This is a genomic window from Lysobacterales bacterium, from assembly GCA_019634735.1.
GTDB lineage: Bacteria > Pseudomonadota > Gammaproteobacteria > Xanthomonadales > UBA2363 > Pseudofulvimonas.
Window position 1 is genome coordinate 112,359 of sequence record JAHCAT010000012.1, and the last position, 21,411, is coordinate 133,769.

General features: G+C 64.7%; 15 protein-coding genes. 6 read left to right on the forward strand and 9 right to left on the reverse strand.

What is annotated here, in order from left to right; translation table 11 throughout:
• Window positions 1-320 precede the first annotated feature (320 nt).
• Window positions 321-653, reverse strand: a complete 333-nt coding sequence (gene clpS, locus KF823_12185; GenBank protein ID MBX3726661.1) for an ATP-dependent Clp protease adapter ClpS — start codon at window positions 651-653, stop codon at window positions 321-323.
• Between the two features lie 653 nt (window positions 654-1,306).
• Between clpS and KF823_12190 the strand changes: the two genes are divergently transcribed.
• From KF823_12190 to KF823_12205, 4 genes are all read left to right on the forward strand, one after another.
• Window positions 1,307-1,828 (forward strand): NUDIX hydrolase, encoded by a 522-nt coding sequence (locus KF823_12190; protein MBX3726662.1) that lies wholly within the window; start codon window positions 1,307-1,309, stop codon window positions 1,826-1,828.
• Between the two features lie 25 nt (window positions 1,829-1,853).
• The gene (gene mnmA / locus KF823_12195; GenBank protein MBX3726663.1) at window positions 1,854-2,951 is read left to right on the forward strand and encodes a tRNA 2-thiouridine(34) synthase MnmA; all 1,098 of its coding nucleotides are present in this window, start codon (window positions 1,854-1,856) and stop codon (window positions 2,949-2,951) included.
• The gene (gene hflD / locus KF823_12200; protein MBX3726664.1) at window positions 2,948-3,583 is read left to right on the forward strand and encodes a high frequency lysogenization protein HflD; all 636 of its coding nucleotides are present in this window, start codon (window positions 2,948-2,950) and stop codon (window positions 3,581-3,583) included. Before mnmA ends, hflD begins: the two co-directional genes overlap by 4 nt.
• A gap of 88 nt (window positions 3,584-3,671) precedes the next feature.
• A complete protein-coding gene (locus KF823_12205) occupies window positions 3,672-5,396 on the forward strand; it encodes a DUF262 domain-containing protein (protein ID MBX3726665.1) in 1,725 nt (574 codons plus the stop codon).
• Window positions 5,397-5,777: 381 nt separating this feature from the next.
• Here the strand turns inward: KF823_12205 and KF823_12210 are convergent, their stop codons facing one another.
• Together KF823_12210 and KF823_12215 are read right to left on the reverse strand one after the other, a co-directional pair.
• Window positions 5,778-7,046 carry a type II toxin-antitoxin system HipA family toxin gene (locus tag KF823_12210; protein ID MBX3726666.1) on the reverse strand — a complete coding sequence of 423 codons (1,269 nt, stop codon included), beginning with the start codon at window positions 7,044-7,046 and terminating at the stop codon, window positions 5,778-5,780.
• Window positions 7,036-7,377 (reverse strand): helix-turn-helix transcriptional regulator, encoded by a 342-nt coding sequence (locus KF823_12215; GenBank protein MBX3726667.1) that lies wholly within the window; start codon window positions 7,375-7,377, stop codon window positions 7,036-7,038. The genes KF823_12210 and KF823_12215 overlap by 11 nt, the downstream gene beginning before the upstream one ends.
• 198 nt (window positions 7,378-7,575) lie before the next feature.
• Here KF823_12215 and KF823_12220 point away from each other — a divergent pair, with 198 nt between their 5' ends.
• On the forward strand, window positions 7,576-8,997 hold the full coding sequence (locus KF823_12220) for a hypothetical protein (protein MBX3726668.1): 1,422 nt from the start codon (window positions 7,576-7,578) through the stop codon (window positions 8,995-8,997).
• 383 nt (window positions 8,998-9,380) lie between these two features.
• The gene (locus KF823_12225; GenBank protein ID MBX3726669.1) at window positions 9,381-9,941 is read left to right on the forward strand and encodes a hypothetical protein; all 561 of its coding nucleotides are present in this window, start codon (window positions 9,381-9,383) and stop codon (window positions 9,939-9,941) included.
• 156 nt (window positions 9,942-10,097) lie between these two features.
• Here the strand turns inward: KF823_12225 and KF823_12230 are convergent, their stop codons facing one another.
• Genes KF823_12230 through KF823_12255 form a run of 6 tightly spaced genes read right to left on the reverse strand, consistent with a single transcriptional unit; the run spans window position 10,098 to window position 21,326 of the window.
• A complete protein-coding gene (locus KF823_12230) occupies window positions 10,098-12,875 on the reverse strand; it encodes a DEAD/DEAH box helicase family protein (GenBank protein ID MBX3726670.1) in 2,778 nt (925 codons plus the stop codon).
• Between the two features lie 10 nt (window positions 12,876-12,885).
• Window positions 12,886-13,383 (reverse strand): hypothetical protein, encoded by a 498-nt coding sequence (locus KF823_12235; protein ID MBX3726671.1) that lies wholly within the window; start codon window positions 13,381-13,383, stop codon window positions 12,886-12,888.
• On the reverse strand, window positions 13,380-16,646 hold the full coding sequence (locus tag KF823_12240; protein ID MBX3726672.1) for a DUF1156 domain-containing protein: 3,267 nt from the start codon (window positions 16,644-16,646) through the stop codon (window positions 13,380-13,382). Before KF823_12240 ends, KF823_12235 begins: the two co-directional genes overlap by 4 nt.
• A complete protein-coding gene (locus KF823_12245) occupies window positions 16,646-17,611 on the reverse strand; it encodes a hypothetical protein (protein MBX3726673.1) in 966 nt (321 codons plus the stop codon). The genes KF823_12240 and KF823_12245 overlap by 1 nt, the downstream gene beginning before the upstream one ends.
• Window positions 17,608-18,597, reverse strand: coding sequence for a hypothetical protein (locus KF823_12250; protein ID MBX3726674.1), 990 nt, complete (start codon window positions 18,595-18,597; stop codon window positions 17,608-17,610). The genes KF823_12245 and KF823_12250 overlap by 4 nt, the downstream gene beginning before the upstream one ends.
• Window positions 18,597-21,326, reverse strand: a complete 2,730-nt coding sequence (locus KF823_12255) for a DUF499 domain-containing protein (protein MBX3726675.1) — start codon at window positions 21,324-21,326, stop codon at window positions 18,597-18,599. The genes KF823_12250 and KF823_12255 overlap by 1 nt, the downstream gene beginning before the upstream one ends.
• Window positions 21,327-21,411: the final 85 nt, after the last annotated feature.

Below are 21,411 nucleotides of genomic sequence, written 5' to 3' on the forward strand. Positions count from 1 at the left end.
CCGTGACGGCGGTCGCGCCGGCGGATTGGGGAAGCCCGGCGGCGCGCTGGCGGGTGACGGTCGCGTGACGATCGGCAACGGGACCACCCATCCGCGGACTCGCCCCGGCAAGTCACGATCCGACCGAGGCCGTACCTGGGCAGGGTCGACGATGTGCCGGCAGGTGACAGGTACCCGACGATCACCATGCAGCCGGCCGTGAACGCGTGCCGGCACAACAGGCCCCAGGCATGACCGCAAAGCCGAAGTCAGGGCACAAACCCCGACACTTGCCGTTGTCGCACAACCGGAGCCAGGCCGCGAACCCCGGCATTCACCGCTCAACCGCCGTCGCTGACCTTCTCCATGGTGCACAACAGCGGATGCTGGTGCTTGCGCGCGAACTCGTTGACCTGGGTGACCTTGGTTTCCGCCACCTCGCGGGTGAAGATCCCGCACACGCCGCGGCCGCGGGTGTGGACGTGCAGCATCACCTGGGTGGCGCGCTCGCGGTTCATCGCGAAGAACATCTGCAGCACGCTGACCACGAAGTCCATCGGCGTGAAATCGTCATTCAGCAGCAGCACCTGGTACATCGGCGGCCGCGCCACCTCGGGCGGGGCGGTCTCGACGGCGGTACCGGTGTCGTGGTCGCGGCGGGGTTCGTTGGCCATGGGCGAATCGGGGTGGGCAGACCGCGCATTCTAGGGCCTTGGCCTTTCCGGCTTCAGGCGGGGGGCGCGGCCCGGGGAGTGTTCTGGGGGCTGGGGACCTTCTACCCAATACCTCTTGGCGTTTCTGGATGGTGTTCTGGGGCCTTGGGCCCCTCTCCCCAACCCTTCCTGGCGTTTCCGGATGGTGTCCTGGGGCCTGGGGCCCCTCTCCCCAACCCTTCCTGGCGTTTCCGGATGGTGTCCTGGGGCCTGGGGCCCCTCTCCCCAACCCTTCCTGGCGTTTCCGGATGGTGTCCTGGGGCCTGGGGCCCCTCTCCCCAACCCCTCTCCCCGGGGGAGAGGTGCTTGCATCGGGCGCTGGACGCATTGCGCGCTGCGGCCTGGACGGGTGTCTCTCCCCGGGGGAGAGGGGCTTTGCATCTGGCGCTGGACGCATTGCGCGCTTTCCCCAATTCCTCTCGCCGGGGGAGAGGGGCTTGCAGCGGGCGCTGGGCGCATTGCGCGCGCTGCGGCCAGGAGCAGCGGCTGCTCGCCGCGGCGCCGCACTTCTCCCCTCCCCCGCGAGGCGGGGGAGGGGCCGGGGGAGAGGGTTCTCCCTGCAGAGCGAGATGCGCCACGGCCGCGCTGCCGAACGCGCCCGCCGCAGCCCGGTCATGCCCCCGCCGGTAGCGATTCGGTACCATCGCCCCGTGGAAACCGCCCTGATCGCCAGCGCCCTGCGCGCCCCCGCCGCCGCCCTGCCCCGGATCACCGTCGCCACGGTGGTGCCGGACGGCGACCGCTTCCTGTTCGTGGAGGAGCGCGTGCGCGGCCGCCTGGTGGTCAACCAGCCGGCCGGTCACCTGGAGCCCGGCGAGTCGCTGATCGACGCCGCCGTGCGCGAGACCCTGGAAGAAACCGGCTGGCGCGTCGAGCCCAGCCACCTGGTCGCCGTCTACCACTGGCCCGACCCGCCCGACCGCAAGCCGGTGCTGCGCTTCACCTTCGCCGCCCGGCCGCTGGCGCACGAGCCGGACCGGCCGCTGGACGCCGGCATCGTCCGCGCCCTGTGGCTGCGCCCCGACGAGCTGGCCACCGGCCACGCCCTGCGCAGCCCCCTGGTGCAGCGCAGCCTGGACGATCACCTGGCCGGCCAGCGCGCACCGCTGTCCCTGCTGGCCTGCGTGGGCGGCTGAGATGGCGGCGCGCGACGGCCTGGTGATGGTGGGCGTGTCCGGGGGCGTGGACTCCTCGGTGGCCGCCCTGCGCCTGGTGCGCGACGGCCGCCGCGTCGCCGGCCTGTTCATGAAGAACTGGGAAGAGGACGACGCCAGCGGCACCTGCCCGGCCGAGGCCGACGCCGCCGACGCCGCCGCCGTCTGCGCCGCCCTGGGCATCGACCTGCACACCCGCAACTTCGCCGCCGAGTACTGGGACGGCGTGTTCGAGCACTTCCTGGCCGAACACCGCGCCGGCCGCACGCCCAACCCGGACGTGCTGTGCAACCGCGAGATCAAGTTCCGCACCTTCCTGGAGCACGCCCAGGACCTGGGCGCCGACACCATCGCCACCGGCCACTACGCGCGCACCGGCCGCGGCCCGGACGGCGACTGGCGCCTGCTGCGCGCCGCCGACACGGCCAAGGACCAGACCTATTTCCTGCACGCCCTGGGCCAGGCGCAACTGGCCGCCACCGAGTTTCCGCTGGGCGAGCTCGAAAAGCCCCAGGTGCGCGCCCTGGCCCGCGAGGCCGGCCTGGCCACCGCCGCCAAGAAGGACTCCACCGGCATCTGCTTCATTGGCGAACGCGACTTCCGCGGTTTCCTGGCGCGCTTCGTGCCGCCGCAGCCCGGCCAGATCCGCAGCGTCGACGGCGTCGTCCTGGGCGATCACCCGGGCGTGCACTTCTTCACCCTGGGCCAGCGCCAGGGCCTGGGCGTCGGCGGCCGCGCCGGCGGCAGCGGCGCGCCCTGGTTCGTGGTCGGCAAGGACAGCGACCGGCAGATCCTGTGGGTGGACCAGGGCGACAGCCCCCTGCTGTACAGCCACACCCTGAGCGCCAGCCAGGCGAGCTGGGTGGCCGGCGCCGCGCCCGCCGCGGCGTTTGCCTGCACCGCCCGCACCCGCTACCGCCAGGCCGACCAGGCCTGCCAGGTGCAGGTCCACGGCGACGGCACCCTCGGCGTGCGCTTCGAGCAGCCGCAGCGCGCCGTCACCCCCGGCCAGTCCGTGGTGTTCTACCAGGGCGAGGTCTGCCTGGGCGGCGCCGTGATCGAGGCCACCGACGCCGCCTACGGCGGCCTGGCGCAGGCGGCATGAGCGCGCTCGACCGCAGCGAAGCCCAGGTGCTGGCCCTGGCCGGCCTGGTGCAGGCCGTGCACCTGGCCCTGTCGGTGGCCCGCGAGGGCCGCTGCGACCCCGCCGCCCAGGCCGCCAGCCTGGCCAGCGTGCTGCGCCTTTCCGCCGACAGCCCGGACGCCATCTACGGCGGCCTGGCCGGCGTGCGCACCGGCCTGCGCGTGCTGATCGCCCAGATCCGCGGCGAACAGCGCGACCCCGAGCTGGTCCGCGTCGCCGCCACCGTGGTCAACCTGGAACGCCGCTACAGCCGCGAGCCGCGCATGCAGCAGGACCTGCGCCAGCGCCTGGAAGCCGCCGCCGAACGCATCGCCATCGACCAGGCCGACAGCCCCGAGGCCATCGAGACCCTGGCCGGCGCCTACCTGGCCACCCTGTCCACCCTCACCCCGCGCATCCGCGTGCCCGGCAACCCGCTGGTGCTGAAGGAAGCCGCCAACGTCGAGCGCATCCGCGCCAACCTGCTGGCCGCCCTGCGCAGCGCCGCCCTGTGGCGCCAGCTCGGCGGCCGCGGCTGGCAGATGCTGCTGCAGCGGCGAAGGATCGTCGAGACCGCGCAGCGCCTGCTGGGCAGGAGCCTGGCGGCGGTGTAGCAAGTCCTGTGCGGACCCTTGCTGCCTTTAGGGAACGGGAGGCGCTCCCTTCTCCTCGGCGCATCACCCAAAGCGATGGAGAATGTAAGTGGCAAAGGCGGAAGCAACGGTTGACGAACTGGTGAATATGATTGAACGCGGGAGTTTGCGGTTGCCCGAGATGCAGCGTGGCTACGTATGGCGCTCGCCCAGAGTCCGCGACTTGATGGACTCTCTATATCGAGGCTATCCGTCTGGCGCAATTCTACTTTGGCAGACTCACGAGGCTGTACCGTTGCAGGATTTTGCAGTTTCGCAGCAACCCAATCCCTACCAGTCAACTCAGTTGCTTCTCGATGGCCAGCAACGCTTGACTTCTCTTTCGGCCGTAGTGCGTGGGGCCCCTGTCCAAGTTCGCGGCCGTCAAAAGCCTATTGAGTTGCTCTTCAATCTAGAACATCCCGAGCAGCTGGCGTTCGTTACAGAAGTAAATGAAGACTCGGATGTCGATGAAGACGGCAGCACGGATGAGGGCGACAACGTCGACTCTTCTGAAGACGAGCTGATGGCTCGTTTCAATAAAATGACCTTTGTCGTTGCGACAAAAAAGCTTGAGCAATTGCCTCAATGGGTCAAGGTTTCAGACGTATTTAGGAATTCCAGCGACAAAGAGTTCTTGAAGAAGGCGGGTATCACCAGTATGGATGACCCGCGAATGGAGAAGTACAGTCAGAGACTCGCCCGATTGCGAGATATCAGAAAGTACGTGTATCGCATGGACGTTCTGGAAAGCTCGCTCAGTTACGACGAGGTCACCGAGATTTTCGTTAGGGTAAATTCTCTGGGCGCCAAGCTGAGGAGCTCTGACCTCGCCCTTGCGCAGATTACCGCAAAATGGCGCAACTCACTTTCAATGTTTCAATCCTACCGAACTGAATGTGCAAACCTTGGGTTTGCACTTGATTTGGGCATCTTCCTCAAGAACATGGTTGCCTTCGCGACGGGGCAGTCACGTTTTCTAACTGTCGGAAACTTGAGTATTGATGTACTCCAGTCAGCGTGGATGGAAAGCCGAAAAGGCATGGATTTCGCCCTCAACTTCATGCGCAGCAACGTTGGGGTTGCGAGTCCGACTTTGCTGTCCTCCCCGTTCATTCTCATCACCTTGGCATACTTCGGACATAAGCGTGATTACCATTTGTCTCCGAAGGAAGCGGAAGAGTTACGGTTTTGGACACTGGTCGCAAATGCAAAGGGCCGCTATTCGCGCGGCTCAAGCGAAACCCTCTTGGACCAAGACCTCGCCTCGCTTCGGCAGGGCGGCGGTACGGCAGGATTGGTAGATAGATTGCGACTTCAGGTCGGTCGGCTCGACATCGCACCGGAAGAGCTTGAAGGACGCAATCAACGTAGCGCACTTTTCAAGACCATGTTCTTGGCGTTCTCTGATGCTGGCGCCAGGGATTGGAGATCAAACCTCCGAATATCTCTTGACCACAGGGGCGCACACCATCGACTCCAGTTTCATCACATTTTCCCCAAAGCGATACTAAGGTCGGCCAACCGCCCAGCACGGGCCGCAGACGATATTTCAAACCTATCCTTCATTTCCGGCAGGACCAATCGCCAAATTAGCGACAAGGCCCCTGACACCTACCTTCATGCCTTTATAGAAAAGAATGGAAAGAGCGCTTTCGACGCGCAGTGCATACCCATTGAGGCCGAACTCCTTTCGGTCGACTCATACGACGACTTTCTGCGCGAACGCAGAGCGCGCATCGCTCTGCGTTTGAATGAGTTCCTGCGCGTCGGCGTCAAACCTGTTGAGACCTAAGTTCGAACGGTCGGCTGCGTGCACCCGTTTGCCCAGGCGCCGGAAGCAGCCGGGTCGTCGCACGTGTCGCCTTCATCGACATATCGCCGGGATGTGTCGATTTTTCGCGTCCGGATCGACACGTCAGGCGTTCCTGTCGATTCCGTCGAACGATCGGGGGCCGGCTCCTGGCGGCGATCTCCTCGCCAACGCCCCCCTGACTGGCGAAACAGCCAGGCGGGGTCGCAGACCGGGCATTGGTGAGGGGGTGCGCGGCGCGTTCGCGGGCAGCACCGTGCCTGGAGCATCCGGTCCCCGCGCACCGAACCCGGCCAGCCCGGCTTCGTACGCCCTCCGCATCGCCGGGCAGCGCGCAACGCGGCACCGCAAGGGCAGGGAACCTCAGGTCGCCGGGTAGCCCTGCAAGGCGAATGGATTGAGGAACTGCCGCCCCCACAGCGCGTTGCGCTCCGCCGCCCCCAGGCCGGCCTCGTCGCAGACCGCCCGCCAGTGGACATGGATCTGCTGCAGTTGCGCGTCGATGAGCCCGCGCGCCTGCGCCGTCGACAACTGGAAACGTGCCGCCGCCGCCTCGCACAGGTCCAGGCGGCTGAAGCGCTGCTCGCCCAGGATCTTCATGGCCTGGGTGGCCTCCTGCCCGGTGCGCGCCTGCGGACAGATGTCGTAGGCGGGCGTGAGCGAGAGGCGGGCGCCATCCCAGAACGCGGCATGGTTGCGCACGTGGTCGTCGGTGTTGCCGCACAGGATGTTGAACACCAGCCGGCCGAACAGTTCGCGCAGGCTTTCGCGCGGCTGCTCGAAGCGGTGGCGCACGATCTCGGCCAGGTCCTCGTAGCTGGCGTAGGCGGCCAGCATCTCGTCCAGCGCCAGCAGGGTCAGCGCCGACACCATGCCCCGGCGCCGCCAGCGGCCGTCAGCGTGGCGGACCCGGTCGAAGCGCTCGACCAGCAGGACTTCCTTGCCGGCGGCCTGCACCAGCCGCACCGGCGCGACCTCGAGCCCGGCCAGCGCGGCCAGGCGCATGGCCACGAACTCCAGCTTCACCATCGGCTGCACGTCGCCGCTGCTGGAGAACTTGGCGATCCAGCGGCGGCCTTCCCCCGCCAGCGTGGCCTTGGGCCGCGCGCCACCGATCGAGGTGCCGTGCTGCAAGGCCAGGGCCAGGGCCGGCGGCAGCGGCTCGCCACGCTCGACGCGCGCCGCGCTGTCCAGCAGCGCCTCCAGCGACGAACCCTCGTCCTCGCGCGGCACGTACTCCGTGGCCGAGGCCTGGAAATCCAGCGCGCCGATCCGGTCGGATCCCGACGCGAGCAGGTAGCCCAGCTCGTCCAGCACGGCGGTATCCGCGTCGCGCCCGGCGCGACCCAGCAGGCGGTTGAGGATGACCCGGCGTCCCCAGGCATCCGGCGCCGCATCGCGCAGGCAGCCGGGCATGGCCAGGCCGCCGGCCAGCGGCAGCAGTCCGGCCTGCAATGGCAGTTCGGGCAGGTAGAGCGGCACGCGGTCCGCACGCTCCAGCCAGCTTCGGCCATAGTTGAACTGCAGGCCGAGGCCGGTGGCGGACAGGCGCCCGGCCACCACGGGGTCCGGGCGGTCCGGCAGCCAGGTCCACACGTAGGCCTCGCGCGGCGTGTCGCGCTCAGAAGTCATCCTTCACCTCGCCGCGCCCGGCATGCACGGCCCTGGGCAGCAGGACCAGCCGAGCCTGGACCTCACGGCCGCGCTGCCGCAGCGCGTCCAGGCCGGGTTCGAACAGCGGCACGTCCAGGATGGCGGCCAGTTCGAACACCACGCCGATCCCGCAGCGCGGGTCGCCCTTCTCGATGCGGTACAGCAGGTCGCGCGAGATGCCGGCGCGCTCGGCCAGCGCCTGTACCCCGAGCCCCTTCTCGATGCGTGCGGCGCGCAGCAAGTCACCCAGCAGGCGCAAGGCCTGCAGGCTGTAACGGGAATAGCTGCGGACTGGAGGGGAACGGGCCATGCCGAGAGACTAGTCCTACGCATAAGTCATATCAAGCGTTATGACTTATGCATAAGCCGTATCCACCCCATGTCCAGGCCCCGTCAAGGGAAGAACCGAACTGGGTCCTACCCCCGCTCCACGCCACGCCGCCTAACCGTGGCCCCCGTCGATGCCGTTCGACGATTCCAGACCCATCGCCCCGCCGGAACCCCCGCCATGCCCCCGACCCTCCGCCTGTCCGCCCTGCCCTGCCTGCTTGCCGGCCTGCTGGCCGCCCTGGCCGCCGGCCCCGCCCTGGGCCGCGATGGCGCCCTGGACCCCGGCTTCGGCAACGGCGGGAAGGTCGTGCACGGCTTTCCCGGTGGGCTTTTCATCAGCACCGCGGGCCTGGTCCGGGTGGCGCTGCTGGCCGATGGCCGGATGCTGGTCGCGGCGCCGGTGATCAACGGCAACGGCGATACCGACTTCGGCGTGTTGCGGCTGAACGGCAACGGCAGCCTGGACACCGCCTGGGCCAGCGGCGGCGCGCGGACGATCGGCTTCGACCGCCCGGACAGCAATGGCGAGGACGTGCTGATCGACCTGGCCGTGCAGCCCGACGGCCGCATCCTGCTGTTCGGCCACGCCGCCGGCGCCGCGGCCGACGAGGACGACCTGGCCGTGGTGCGGCTGACCGCCGCCGGCCAGGCCGACAACACGTTCGGCACCGCCGGCAAGGTGCTGGTGCCATTCAACCTGGGTCCGCTCGGCCGTCGCAACGACCAGGGCACCGGCATCGCCCTGCAGCCCGACGGCAAGATCCTGCTGGCCGGGGTGGTCGAGCTGGCCGACGGCCGCAGCACGTTCGGCGTCGCCCGGCTCAACGCCAACGGCCAGCGCGACACCGGCTTCGACGGCGACGGCCGCGCCGTCATCGACTTCGGCCCGGGCTTCAACGCCCGTCCTTCCACCGTCCTGCCGCTCGCCGACGGCCGCATCCTGGTGGCCGGCGCCAGCGTGCCGCCGGGGGGCGGCAACGGCGGCGACTTCGCCCTGGCGCGCCTGAACGCCAACGGCTCGCTCGACACCGGCTTCGGCACCGGCGGTGTGATGTCCTTCGACTTCGCCGTCGGCGGCAACAGCGCCGACCGCGTGTTCGACGTGGTGGAGCTGCCCGATGGCGCCGTGCTGGCCTGCGGCTTCGCCGAGGTCAACGGCCCCGCCAACACCGACATGGCCTGCCTGCGCGTGCTGCCCGACGGCAGCCCCGACCCCGCCTGGCCCGCCGTCCTGGTGCCCTTCGACCGCGGCGGCGCCTTCACCGACTCCGCCGTCGCCATGGCCCGCGACGCCCAGGGCCGCATCGTCCTCGCCGGTCTCGCCGAAGCCGCCCCCGGCAACAACGACGCCGCCGTCGCCCGCCTGCTGCCCGACGGCGAACCCGACCCCGCCTTCGGCAACGGCGGCACCGTCACGCACAACAGTTGCACCCCGATCTGCGTCGGCGGCGAGACCGAGAACCTCGCCAGCGACATCGCCATCCAGCCCGACGGCCGCCTGGTCCTGGCCGGCTGGGTCGCCAACAACCAGGGCAACTACCGCGTGCACGTCCTGCGGCTGCGGGGGGATGGGGTGTTTGGGGATGGGTTTGGGGGGTGAGGAGGGCCTTCAAAAGCTCTTTGTTCCACCTTCTCCTTCGCCTGCGCCTGCGCCTGCCACGCTATCCGGTATCTCGCTCCTAGCGGATTCCCCCGGCCGGCGCGCGCGAAGGGCGCTGGAACCGATTCCATCCAGTCTTGCCTGCTCGCGCAGGACACGCTGCACTGCCTCGTCAGCGCCGCCCCCCCCCCAAGTGCAACTGCGCCAAGGTCTGGAGACAGTCTTCGCTGCCTCCGCTAGTCTGCGAACCTTCCCGCGTAGTTGCCAAACCCGCTGGTGGGCTGAGAGTTGCAGGCAGCCCAAGACGGTGAGTCGTCGGAATGTGTTCGCTCCTCCGAAGACTGAGTTGCCCCCACCAGCTCTCCATAATGCGGAGATATTCTATGAATGAATTTCAAATGGCATTCATGTACTGGCTGGATGACAACCGGACCAAGCTCGCTCTCCAGCCAAGCTTCTACGATTATCAGTGCCAAAGTCTAATATATTCCTTGGTCGGTGTGACCAAGCAAATATTGATAGTTGTTGGTCTTGGAAGCGTGCAAGTAGAGGTTCACCGAACACGCTACCAGCGGCACTCGGCCTGGGAAACATGGAGTATTGTTAAGCGACCGCATGCACCAGCGGCCAACCCTAACCAACAAGCCGGAGAGACCGCCGCGACCACTGCGCCGCTAAAGGAGAAGACGGCAACCCTTTTCGCGGCGCTGGAAACTTGGATCAACGAAACACTAGCCCCCGCTCACTGGCTTGTCTTTGCGGATACTTCCCTCCTTGGCGTGTATGCGACGCTGGAAAACTCACCGGAATTCTCTTGTGACGCCTATGGTAACGAAGAGGATGAAGATGTTTTCGAGGCAGTCAAGATTAGGCCCGTACGAAGGGTTCTAACCATTCTCGAACAACGCAAGTATGAGAACGTCGCGCAACTTTTTGCAGAATAGGCATACGGCATCATTGAATCGCCCAGGATTTCCTGTCAGTCCGGGACGACCTAGACGCCCCCCCCCTTGAAGGCCTCTTCGATGATGTACTTGTGGTTTTCTATGCGTGCCGAGTTCTCTGTCTTGCCCTCTTCAAACCTTTGTCGCGCGACCGCTTCAGGCAGCCCTACTCAAGATCTCGACGTACCCGATCAGCTCCGCTGAATAGCCGCCATCGCCATTCGCGGCTCCTTTGTGCCTCAGTTCCCTCTGCAGGGTCGGCTCAACGGCGTGGGTGAACAGATCGTTCCGTTGCTCGGGCCGGAACAGCGGTGTAGTGGGCGGTGCTTGGAGGAACTTCTCGCACAGGCGCTCGACCGCTGGAACGCGCGTGCCGTCCTGCTTGACAGCGATGGGCTGCACCACCACGCGGCGCTCGCCCTTGCCAGCGGATGCTTCAACCATCCACAGCGACAGCAGTACCGGCTCGTCGACGTCGCCGGACACGGCGATGCCGACTTCCTCCGGCGGCAAGCTGCGCCAGCGGCCTAATTCGTCCTGCACCAAGGGGTGATCCAAGCCCATCAGCTGCAGATCGTCCTGATTGGTGGCAGCTTCGCGGCTCAGGGTGAAGCGGGCGCGGCGCGTGCCTTCGACGGTGACGAGGTCGTAGGTGGCATCGTCCACCTTGACCAGCTTCTGTTGGCGATCCGCGACCGCCGCCGAGAGGAAACGCACCAATCGATCCAGACTGGACGACACGTCCGAAAAGGGCTTGTAGTCGTCGAGACTGAATCCGTCGAGGTCTTGGAACAGGTCGAATACCACCTGCCGCGCCTCGCGGGAGTTCGACAGCGCCGCCTCCAGCTCCACCTGCGTGCGCTTCAGCTCCGGGTCGGACAGCGCCTCCTGATACAGGCGGTCGTAATTCAAGCGTTCCGACAACTGGCCCAGAATCTGCGCACGCAGGTCTTCGGCCACATTGCCCTGCTCATCCACCTTGCCGACCGTGCGCGCGATCTCGGTCAGCTTCTCGTCGAGCAGCAGGAAGATGCGGCCTTCGATGGTGTCCGAAAGAACGAGGTTGTATACCTGCGCGGTATGGCTCTGGCCGTAGCGATGAATGCGCCCGATGCGCTGCTCCATGTCCATCGGATTCCACGGCAGGTCGAAATTGAACAAGACGCGCGCGAACTGCAGGTTGATGCCTTCGCGCCCCGCCGCCGTGCAGACCAGCACGCGCGGGCCGTCCTTCAGGCGGAAGCGCCGCTCCGCCGCCACCTTCGCGCCGTGGTCGCCACCCCGTAGCACAGCAACGCCTTGACCGGGGAAGGTCTGCTCGATCTCGCGGGCGATCATGTCCACCGTGCCGAGGTAGGTAGCGAAGATCACGATCTTCTCGTTGGCGTTCTGACGCCACAGCGTGCCCAAGCCGTCGAGCAGCTTTTGCATCTTGGTTTCGCGCTCTGCCGGGAACACCCGCAGCAGGTCGCCGATGCGCAGGCGCTCCTCCGGCAAATGCAGATCCACTACCGCAGACGCGGCTTCCTCGGCGTGCGAGGACGAATATTCGCTGGCGTAAGGGTCAGAGGCCATTTCCAGCGCCTCTTCGTCCAGCTTCTTGACCAGCCGGTACTTCAGATCGGCCAGCACGCGGTCCACCTCACTGCGCCCGATGCTGTCGCGCCGCAGTCCGAACTCCTCGTGGATCAGCTCGCGCGCCTCCTCGGTCAGGCGCTCGCGGCCTTCGATGTCCAGTTCCTTGTCGCGCAGAAACGCCTCGTGCAGCGTCAGCATCAGCAGGCGGCGCTTGAGTGTGCGGCGCACGGCAGCAAAGCTCGATGCCGCGATCTTCTGGAAGATGGCCATCAGGAAGCCCAGCGCACGCCCCTGGTTGCCTTGGCGGCGCGCAAGGTCGAAGCCGTCCTCCAAGTACTCGCGCAGCTTCTCGTAGAACAGCCGCTCGGCCTGGCTCAGCACGAAGGATTCGGTGTGAACCCAGCGCCGTGCGAACAGCGGCGAGCCATCGGGCTGACAGGCGTCGGCTTTGGTGCGGCGGAACATCACCGTGTTGAGCCGGTGCCGCTCCTCCAACATCTCCTCGGGGCTTCGGAACAGTGTCGGGTTCAGCAGTTGCGCCAGCATCCAGAACTGGAAGTGATTGCCCTGGTGTGGCGTGGCCGACAGCAGCACGAGGTCACGCGAGTGATCCTTCAGCGCCTCCGCCAGCTTGTAGTTCTCGGTCTTGCGCACCTTGCCACCGGTCTTGTAGGCGGTGAGGTGATGCGCTTCATCGAACACCACCAGATCCCAGCGCGGCGCATCCAGCAGGCGCTTGATGCGCGCCGGGCGCTTCAGTGTGTCGATGCTGGCGATCAGCCGATCGTGCTTGGCGAAAGCGTTGGTCTTGCGGTCGGTGATGTCGCCTTCGGAGCCGAACACCTCGAAGTCGAGGTTGAACACCTCGTTCAGCTCGCGGTGCCAGTTGTTCACGAGGCCCGCAGGCACCACCATCAGGGCACGGGTCAATTCGCCCCGACTGGCCAGCTCGCGCAGGATCAGCGCGGTTTCGATGGTCTTACCCAAGCCCACCTCGTCGGCGATCAGGTAGCGCCGGGGTGAGGCGGTGGCGATGCGGTGCGTCAGCACCACCTGATGCGGCAGCAGGTCGATCTTGGCCGAGGTCAGCGCCGAGGCGCTTTCCATCACCGGCAGCGCGTACGCCTCGTAGGACAGCCACGCCTTGCGCGACCGCTCCGCGCCGCCATCCACGGCGCGCAGGATGCGCTCGGTGCGAGTGAGCTCGCGCCGCAGCGACGCCACCGGCACCCGGCGTTCGCCGACGCCGAAGAACGCGCGCAAATAGCCGTCACGCGCCAGGTCGAGGACGACACCCTGTCCGTACTCGTGGTGAGTGATGCGTTCGCCAGGTTGGAACTCAATTTCTGCCGTCACTCAGCCGCCCTCAAGTAATCCGCAGATGGAACAAGCCAGCGGGCCTACCGCCGTCGCGCAGCAGAATCTCCTGCGGGTACTCGTTGGCTTGGCCCCACAAGATGCGGCCGAGGTCGATCTGATGCCCGTGGGGCGCGTGGCATAGCCAACCCACCTCATCGGTGGCGGTATTCGCCCTGACGCGGCTGTGGCCGCCGGGCAGCCAGAAGACCAGCGCGCCATCGCTTCCCCATTCGTCCTGAAAGGACAGGATGGCGGGCTTGATCGCATCGCCCAGCCACGCTTCGGCATCGCCCGGTGTCAGCAGATCGAGGCTGCCATCCAGCCCAGCCACCACCAACGTCCTGCCGCCATTGCTGGGCAGGTCGTCCGGCCAGCTTCCCTTCGCACGGAGGAACTGGCGCAGGCTCCAGACCTCGCTGGCTGCGCAGATCTGGTTGCGGGCCTCTTCGTCCCACACCCAACTGGTGCCGCGCACCTGCCAGACCGGGTCGCGCAGTTGTCTCATTGTTCGTACTCCCCATCGTCATCGAACAAGGATCCCTGCGCGGGCTGGGGTGCCTGGCTCGCGTGCCATGCGTTGTGGATGGACACCGCGCGCGAGGCTGCGTTGCGGGTGGTCTGATCCGGGCCGTTGCGGTGCAGCCATTCCAGCAGCGGCTTCAGCGCGACGTGCGGCTTGAAGTTCTCGTTCTTCAGCGTGTCCGAGGCATTGATGCCGCTGCCGTCGAAGCACGCGCCGATCAGCACCAGCGCCTGATCCAGATCCGACTTGAGATTGCGGCGATGCTTGCCCGACCACTCGCGGGCAAAGTCCAGCGGATTGATGCGGGTGAACACCTTGTTCTTCTCCGCGCACCAGCCGCGCTGCACGAACTCGTCCGGCGTGGTGATCGAGCCCTTCAGGAACTTCTGCAACTGATCGCGCTTCAGCTCAGGCGCGTTGCCGAAGGTGCGCAGGAACTGGCGCGTGATCGGCTCGGCGTTGACCGGCGGCGCTTCCTTGCCCTTGTCGGCATCCTCGTCGATGAGCTGGTTGATGCCCACCAACGCGTCGCGCACGGAAATCGTGCGGCCTTCGTCCACGTACACCTTGCCGTAGTGGCGCGAAAAGTACTCCAGCGCCTTGCCGCGCCGGATCACCTGGATGTCGGCTGCAGGCAGACCTTCCTTGGCGTGGTTCTCCAGCATCGCCTGCAACTGGCGCACGTCGGCCATCACCTCGCGACGCATCCGGCCCCAGCTCACCGGCTTGGGTTCCTCGGTGCGCTTGCGGCAGACGTGGATGATGTCGTACTCAATCTTTTGAGAGCCAAATTCTGCCTTTTCGCCTTTGGTTTCATCAGACCGAATAGGATACGTCGCTTCTAGGTAATAGCCCGCGTCGAACAGGGATTCCAGGACCGCCACCCACGGCTCATCCTCTTTATGATGAAAGGTGAAGGCCAGTATTCCACTCGGTTTGAGCAAGCGGTGTGCCTCGCGCCAGCACTGGGACAGTAGCCTCTTGTAGAAGCCATTGGGGTCCTCCGGCTCACGGAACTTGTTGGCCACGGCCTCAAGAGACTTGGGCGAATATTCGCCGCCAAATATGTCTGGATACTTCCCGTTCAGAACGAGACGAAGCCAAACATAGAAAAAGTCGGCGAGCTCCGAATACTGAATTAGGTCGCCAAACGGAGGATCGGTGATGACCAGATCGAAACTACCATCGGAAAGCTGCGTCAGCTCCGTGGATGAGCCGCAAAACACTTCGGACTCTGCCACCGGATCGGCCAGAAACACTTTCTCGCTCTTGCCAGCGATAATTCCTGTCAGTGCAGCATCCTTTCGCTTCAATCCCTCTGCACTAACGACTTCCCAAGGGCGCTGCGCCCATGTTCGTCCTTCAACAATGCCTTCCACACTGGATGTCCAGTTGCCACGCCCGAGCTTCGGAAACACGCAGTTTTCAATCACCAGATGTTTGGGCTGGAATCCTTTGTCTGCAAATGCTGGCTCAGGCGTATCTCGCTGAGAATTCCAGAAGCTGAACATGCACTGGTTCCGAAGATACTGCTGGAATGCCGCGAGCACATACTCGCGCACGCTCCAATCGTAACTCCCGACGTTGACAATGGATTTCAGCAATTGGGCGTGAACAAGCAACTGGCGTGGGTTGAACATCGTCCACCAGTGTGAATGGTGATGTCCCTCCACATCGTGCGGCCCAATTTCTGCGCCGATAGGAATTGCGCTTCGAGGCCAGAAGTCCTTTAGGTCGGCGTCCTTGCGCGCTTCCCATTCGGCGAACGCGGCGTCGTACTGCCGTGCGTGCCCCACATCGTAGGAAGCGAAGAAGCGCCCGCTGTAGGGTTTGCCTGCGTCATCGCGCTTCGGCGCGTAGCCCTGGACCGCGTAGGCGGCCATCGGCCCGGTCTTGCCCGTGGCCTTAATGGTGGTCAGCACATCCTGCACCGTGCCGCAGGTCGGGGCCATACATGTGTAGTGCGACTTCTTCGGAACCGTTCCATCACCGGATCCAAACGCGACGCCAGTCTCTGGGCACGTTACGAGCTTTGGGATGATCTTCTTCTCTTTCTCCAGCCCGTTCCTATCAATTTCGATGACGGTTTCCATGCCGCGCACTTCCAGCAGGCGAATCTTTGCCGCGCGCGCCGAATCCCAGCGCGTGGTCGCCGCCACGTCGTCCTGCGCCGAGCCGCCGTAAGGCTGGCCGTTGGCATCCTGCTTCGCCTCGCCCGCCAGCCATTGCGGATGCACCAGCAGGCTCAGCTCCACCTTTTTGTTCTTGCCCTTGCCCAAATTCACCATCGCGGAATGGCCGCAGTGCGGGCAGATCACGCCTTTCCTACGGTCGAGCACGGAGTACGGCGCTTCGGAGGGCGCGACGTAGAACGGCGCATCGGGTGCCATGCGCGCGGCTTCTTCCTCCACGTCGAAACTCTCGCCACACTTGCCGCAGGTATGCACCCAATGCTTGACGGTGAGCGTTTTCACCGCCATTACCGGACTGGTCATGATCGGCGTGCGGTGGCCGCAGCCCGTAACTTGGCAGGGCCCGTGCTTGGCCCAGAAGGTGTAGATGATCTCCGGGCCTTCGTAGCGGTAGTCCTTGCGCTCGTCACGCGGGATGGTGAGCGCGTCGAAGTCGGCAGGCATCGCCTTGTTGCTGGGCAGGTGCGTCCACTTGCCTTTCTCACCCTGCGGGCCATCGCAGTAGTAGTACGGCATGATCTGCGGCTTCACTTCTGCCTCGATGTCGGCGAGCAGCTTTTTCACTTGCTCCAGATCGACATTGGCCAGTTCCTGCTTGACCACGAACCACGCGACCGGGTTGAGGTCGTTGCCGACCATCTGCATCCCGAGGCGCGAGCCTTCGACCAGCGTGGTACCGCCGCCCATGAAGATGTCCGCCACCTTCAGGTGTTTGAACGCACCTTTCTTCTGGTGGTTGGCGTAGTAGTTGTCCCACACCAGTTTGGCCGCGTGCGACGGGTCGTCCGGCGCTTTGGTGGCCGCTGCGATCAGCATCGAGCGAAACACGCTGGAACGCCGTCGCGCCCACCACTTCGACATCTGGTAGATCGGCTTGCCCGCATTGCCTTCAATGATCGCCACCTGATTGACCGGCAGGATCGGGAAGTCCACCTCGAGACAGGTCTTGGGACGGCTCGGGTCGTTGAAGTCGACCGTCTCGAGCGCGACCGCCTTGCCTGCGCCAACGGCTTTGGCGACTTCTTGTTGGAGTAGTTCTTTCTTGGTGGCCATTACTTCTCCTCTACCTCCAACAGGCCGAGCGTGGAGATTCCGAAATAAGATTGCAGAGATGCAGAAAGGGCAATGTGTTGCTGCAACCAAGTCGCCGTCTTCCAAGATCTTGTTGCTTTCGCCCCAACGTCTCCTGCGTTCAATCCGGCTTGAAAGAGGCCAAACGCGAGAAAGGAGTTCAGAAAATTAGCGTCTCTCCCAAGGTCTCCAAGCATGGATCGAATACGACCTACCTCTACTTCGCGTTGCCCTGCTAGCCCCTTACTCTCCGATGACGATTTGACAAACAGCTCCAGGGCTTCGCCGAACGGCCTTCCATTCTCCACTGACTCCGGGTCACTGTGGAAAGTAATGTCGCGATGTGAAGTGAACGCATAGCTATGTTTCAAGTGCTTTACCGGCATGTGCGGCGGTATTGAAATCAGCCGATCGAAAAACGGAAGCCGGCATCTGTCGCGACCGTTTACTGCAACTTTCCTGATTGAAATGTTCGAGCAATGGTAATGATGGTCGTGCCATATGCAGCCCGCGTAGAACTGGGGCGGCTCCAACAACTCCATTTCGGTTTTGGTATGGAATGCTGGGGCGACATAGGCCACTGCTGTGGGATTCGACTTCCACAATGCATGAAGCACATTGTGCTGCCAGACTTTCGGATTCTTCTTATCGCTCGAATCGTTCGGAACTCTCAACGCAAACGAGTAGAAGGGCGATGTCGGCCACTTCCTGGATTTGCAGAAGGCATCCCTGCTCTTACGCAGATTACCTCGGCGTACAAAGTCGGAGGTCTTGAATTGACAATAGAAAGGCGTCAAACCGACGATCATTGCGTCGTAGCCCTTCAGTCGCTCCTCAGAAGGTGAAATCTTCAGCATCCGGTATCGGTTGCCGCTGCTGTAGAACTCATGAACAAGGAGCCTTTGAACATACAACTCCAGTTCGCTTTCCAGAAACTCGCTCTTCATCGAGTTAGTTCCACGAAAGGCGACAGCACTTCCAGCAGTGACAGGCCACCATGCGTGAGCGTCGGGTAGCCGCCCTGGCTCCGCCATTTCCTACGGCCCAGGGCCAACAAGTGCGCGCCGTGAGGGCTGTTTATCTGCAATGCCACGGGTGGCACGAAGGGGCCGGTGTCGCCAGTTCCCGCCTTGCTGCGCGAGCTTCCAAACGTCTGCTTGAGAAACTGGCCGACGTCGCCGTCGGCGTCAGGGAAGTAGCCGGTGGCCGCGTAGCCGTGATCGGAGGTGATGACCAGCCGCCGCCCGGTAGCGAGGCGCTCGACGAAGGCCCAGAAGTCATCGCTGGACAACTGCTCGGCCACGTCCTTGGTCAGCGGCTCCAGCCCCTGGCCTGCGCCGGAGCCGTCGTGGAGCTTGGCGTCGGGCCAGTGGTGCCAGAAAATCTGGTTAGGCGCGCTGTTGATCAGCGCTTCGCAGTCCTTCCACGGCAAGTCCAGGGTTTCGGTGTTGGCGGCTTGCAGCTTGTGCGCGAGACCACCACCGTTGTTCTGGAGTTTGCTGCGGCTGGCAAAGCCGAGCGCGCGGGCGAATTCATCGGTTTCGCCGGGCAGTTCGGACGCGCAGGCAGCGACCTCGTGCGTGGTGAAGCCGCGCTCCTTCGCGCCCTGCAACAGCCACGGTAGCTCGCGCAGGGAAAGGCCGTCGAGGATCAGCACCGCCTTGGCGCTGAAGGGTTCGGCCCACCAGCGCATCAAGCGTTCCGAGGTACGTTCCACGCTGTCGCCGAAGGCTGGCCACAAGTCCCAGCCGCTGGAGGAGAGGAACAGATCCAGTGCGCCGATTTCGCGGTCGCGCCGCACGACCTCGCTGGCCGCATTGCCTGCGGCCAGCGGCTTTTTGGCGATCTCAATAGCCTGATCGACGATGACGCGCCAAGCATCGGCGTCGGAGCCTTGGGTCAGGGCCTGCAAGGCGCTGGCAGTCAGGGCCATCAATCGTCCTCCTTTTCAAGATTCAGCTCGAAGGTCATCCCTTCGGGGAGCTTCTTGAGCAGTTCCTTGAGCTGCGCCCCGGTGGCCGCGGATACCTTGATGGACACCTCCGCGACCTTGGTGGCCGGGCCAATTCCCCAGCCTTCGATCTTGCCGATCAGGTTGAGCGGCGACGTGGCGGGGTTCGACAGAGGCGTGCGCGGCTTGGTGGTGCCGCCGTCGCCGCTGAAGATCGCGTCCGGGGCGGTGGCGGGAATCGGCGTTGCCACATCCGCAGGACTGGAAACACCCGTTGGGGGTGCGCCACCACCGTTCCAGAGCCCCCCGCCCGGGGCCGCTGGGAGTATCGACGGAGCGGTCCCGGCCGTGGCAGGGACCGCCGACGGCAGCAGCACGAATACGTCATCAAGATGACGGCCCGTGAGCGAGAGTTTGGGGCGCAGACGCCGCCACGCGCTGTCCTCGTCCTCGCCCGGGTTCGTTTGCAGAAACTCCATGCCGCGCACGTTGATGGCCACCTTGCCCTTGGCGCACAGGCGCAGGAGGCGTTCCTTCATCGCCGTTTCGCCCAGCCAAGGGATGCAGTCCTGCCCGGCCGGACGCGGCTCCTGCAGCTCGCGCAGCAGCTTGCCGACCGATTCGTTGTTGCTGGCGTATTCGAGCACCAGATCCTCGAAGTCCTCCGGCACGAACAGGTCGCCGGTCAGCGCCTCCTCGATGGCTTCGGGAATCTGCGAGCCCTGCTTGTCGAGACGCTCGACACTAAATTTGCACTGCGCGGGGTCGGCGAAATTCCAGTGTTGCATCACGGCGAAGCGGTCGAAGCGCTTCTTAAGGTTGTCGCGCAGGGTGTTCTCGAATTCCTTGTGCAGCTTCCTGTATTCGGGGTTCTGGCCGCCCCACTCCTGCGCCTTCATTTCGGCGCGGGCAAGGATGAGCAGGTCGCGATCCATGAAGGCGTTGGTACTGCCCGCGCGCGGTAGCAGGAAGCGCACGGTGTTGCGGCGCTTCTGCAACTGGTCTTTGAGCCAGCGGCCCAGCGTGGCGTCGAGCTTGTCGGCTTCCTCTGGCAGTACGAGGATGGGCAGACGGTCATCCCATTTGTCGGGCTGCTCGGCTTCATCAAGCGCCGTCCACGGATCGTTGACCCACGACTTGGGCAGGGCGATCACGCGGAAGGTCTTGGCGACCTCGTCGCTGCCGCCGATGACGTAGCGCACCTGCTTGGCGAGCTGCGCCTGATCCGCGCCGTCGGCGAACAGCTTGTCGTTGCGCGCGTAGGCCATGAGCTTGGCGCGCGGGTTCTCTTCCTCGCGGAACAGCAGCTTGGTGCCGTCCTGATGGATGTTGAAGCTGTTCTCGACGATGGTTGCCAGCTCGACCTGGAAGGCGTTGTCGTCCACCGGCTTGCCACGGGTGATGTCCAGTTGCAGCGTGGCGGGATCGGCTCCGGCGAGGTTGCCTACGGCAATCGAGCGCAGCCACAGTGCGCCGATGATTTCCTGCAGGTGTGGCGCAACACTGGCGTGGTCGTGTCGCGCCTCCTGCACCGAGATGATGTTCTGCTGCGCCTTCTCGCGCAGCGTGCGGTGGTGCTGGTTGGCGACGGCTTCGAGCAACGCGCCGATGCCCGAGGTGTCGTCGTCCAGCCGGAAGTCGGCGGCGGTGAGCACGGGCACAGCCTCGCCACGGCTCTTGTAGAGGTTGGCGAGGATGCGGATCAGGTCGCGCGTTTCCTGCGCGTCGGTGGCGATGAGCACCTGTTCTTCGAGCAGGCGCAGCAGGTGCGGCGCGTAGGGCCACGATTCAGTGAACTCCCGGCGCTTGCGTTCCTGCTCGGCGGACGGCACGTCGAGCAAGCGGAAGGATTCGGCGACGTGCTGCGCGACCAGCGATTCGATGGTGCCGCTGGCGATCTGCAGGCGGTTGTCGAACAGGCGGTGCAACAGCATCCGGCGGCGATCCAGCTGGATGCGCTCGGCGCTGCCCCCCGCCTTGAAGTCGATGGCGACCGGGTTGACGCGATGCACCTGCTGGTAGGCGTCGCTGCCGCCGTTGCGCACCGAGATCACCAGCACCAGCAGGTCGGGGCGCTCCTTGGCGATCTCCGAAAGAATCTGGATAAAGTTGAACGCCCAGTTCTTCCAAGGGTACTGCTTGGTGTTGGTCAGGCCGTCGTACCACGTCTGGAACTCGTCCAGCAGCAGCATCGTCGGCTTGTTCTCCAGCAACTCGATGATGAGCTTGTCAGACGGGATTTCGGTCTTGGACGCGCCTTGGCCGTCCCACTTGCCCTTGATGAAGGTGCCGTGCGGATGGTTCTCGAACAGGACATCCCACAGGAATTTGTAGCGGTGGCGATGCAGGCTTTCGCCGATGACGTGCATCCCGTCGCGCAGCGCGATCTTGCCGATGCTGGGATCAGCGAGCGTGATGGCCCATGCATTGAGCCAGGAGCGGGTTGAGAATGGGTCGGTTACCGCGTGGTAGAGCGCGGCCATCAAGTGCGATTTACCGAGGCCGCGTTCGCCGATCACGACCACGGGGCGACCCTGGCTGGGGCCGACGGCCTCGATGCCTTTCAGCAGGTCGTGCGTGGGATAGGTGATCTCCAGAAACTGCTTGGCTGCGATCTGGGTCGCGCCCGTGTGCTGATCGTTGGACAGCTCGATGGCCGTGCCCTTGAGGCGCTTGCCCCGGAATTCTTCTCGTAGCGTTAGCCCAAGCATTCTGGGTGTTCCATGTTGGATGTAAAGGTAGTCACGGGATCAAGTTGTCGAATCGCTGCGCCAATTCATCAGCGATGTGGACTTA

Bases quoted from the DNA above. Each gene is read 5' to 3' on its own strand.
- clpS (MBX3726661.1), bottom strand. From the start codon at position 653: ATGGCCAACGAACCCCGCCGCGACCACGACACCGGTACCGCCGTCGAG.
- KF823_12190 (MBX3726662.1), top strand. From the start codon at position 1,307: ATGCCCCCGCCGGTAGCGATTCGGTACCATCGCCCCGTGGAAACCGCC.
- mnmA (MBX3726663.1), top strand. From the start codon at position 1,854: ATGGTGGGCGTGTCCGGGGGCGTGGACTCCTCGGTGGCCGCCCTGCGC.
- hflD (MBX3726664.1), top strand. From the start codon at position 2,948: ATGAGCGCGCTCGACCGCAGCGAAGCCCAGGTGCTGGCCCTGGCCGGC.
- KF823_12210 (MBX3726666.1), bottom strand. From the start codon at position 7,046: ATGACTTCTGAGCGCGACACGCCGCGCGAGGCCTACGTGTGGACCTGG.
- KF823_12215 (MBX3726667.1), bottom strand. From the start codon at position 7,377: ATGGCCCGTTCCCCTCCAGTCCGCAGCTATTCCCGTTACAGCCTGCAG.
- KF823_12220 (MBX3726668.1), top strand. From the start codon at position 7,576: ATGCCCCCGACCCTCCGCCTGTCCGCCCTGCCCTGCCTGCTTGCCGGC.
- KF823_12225 (MBX3726669.1), top strand. From the start codon at position 9,381: ATGAATGAATTTCAAATGGCATTCATGTACTGGCTGGATGACAACCGG.
- KF823_12235 (MBX3726671.1), bottom strand. From the start codon at position 13,383: ATGAGACAACTGCGCGACCCGGTCTGGCAGGTGCGCGGCACCAGTTGG.
- KF823_12240 (MBX3726672.1), bottom strand. From the start codon at position 16,646: ATGGCCACCAAGAAAGAACTACTCCAACAAGAAGTCGCCAAAGCCGTT.
- KF823_12245 (MBX3726673.1), bottom strand. From the start codon at position 17,611: ATGAAGAGCGAGTTTCTGGAAAGCGAACTGGAGTTGTATGTTCAAAGG.
- KF823_12250 (MBX3726674.1), bottom strand. From the start codon at position 18,597: ATGGCCCTGACTGCCAGCGCCTTGCAGGCCCTGACCCAAGGCTCCGAC.
- KF823_12255 (MBX3726675.1), bottom strand. From the start codon at position 21,326: ATGCTTGGGCTAACGCTACGAGAAGAATTCCGGGGCAAGCGCCTCAAG.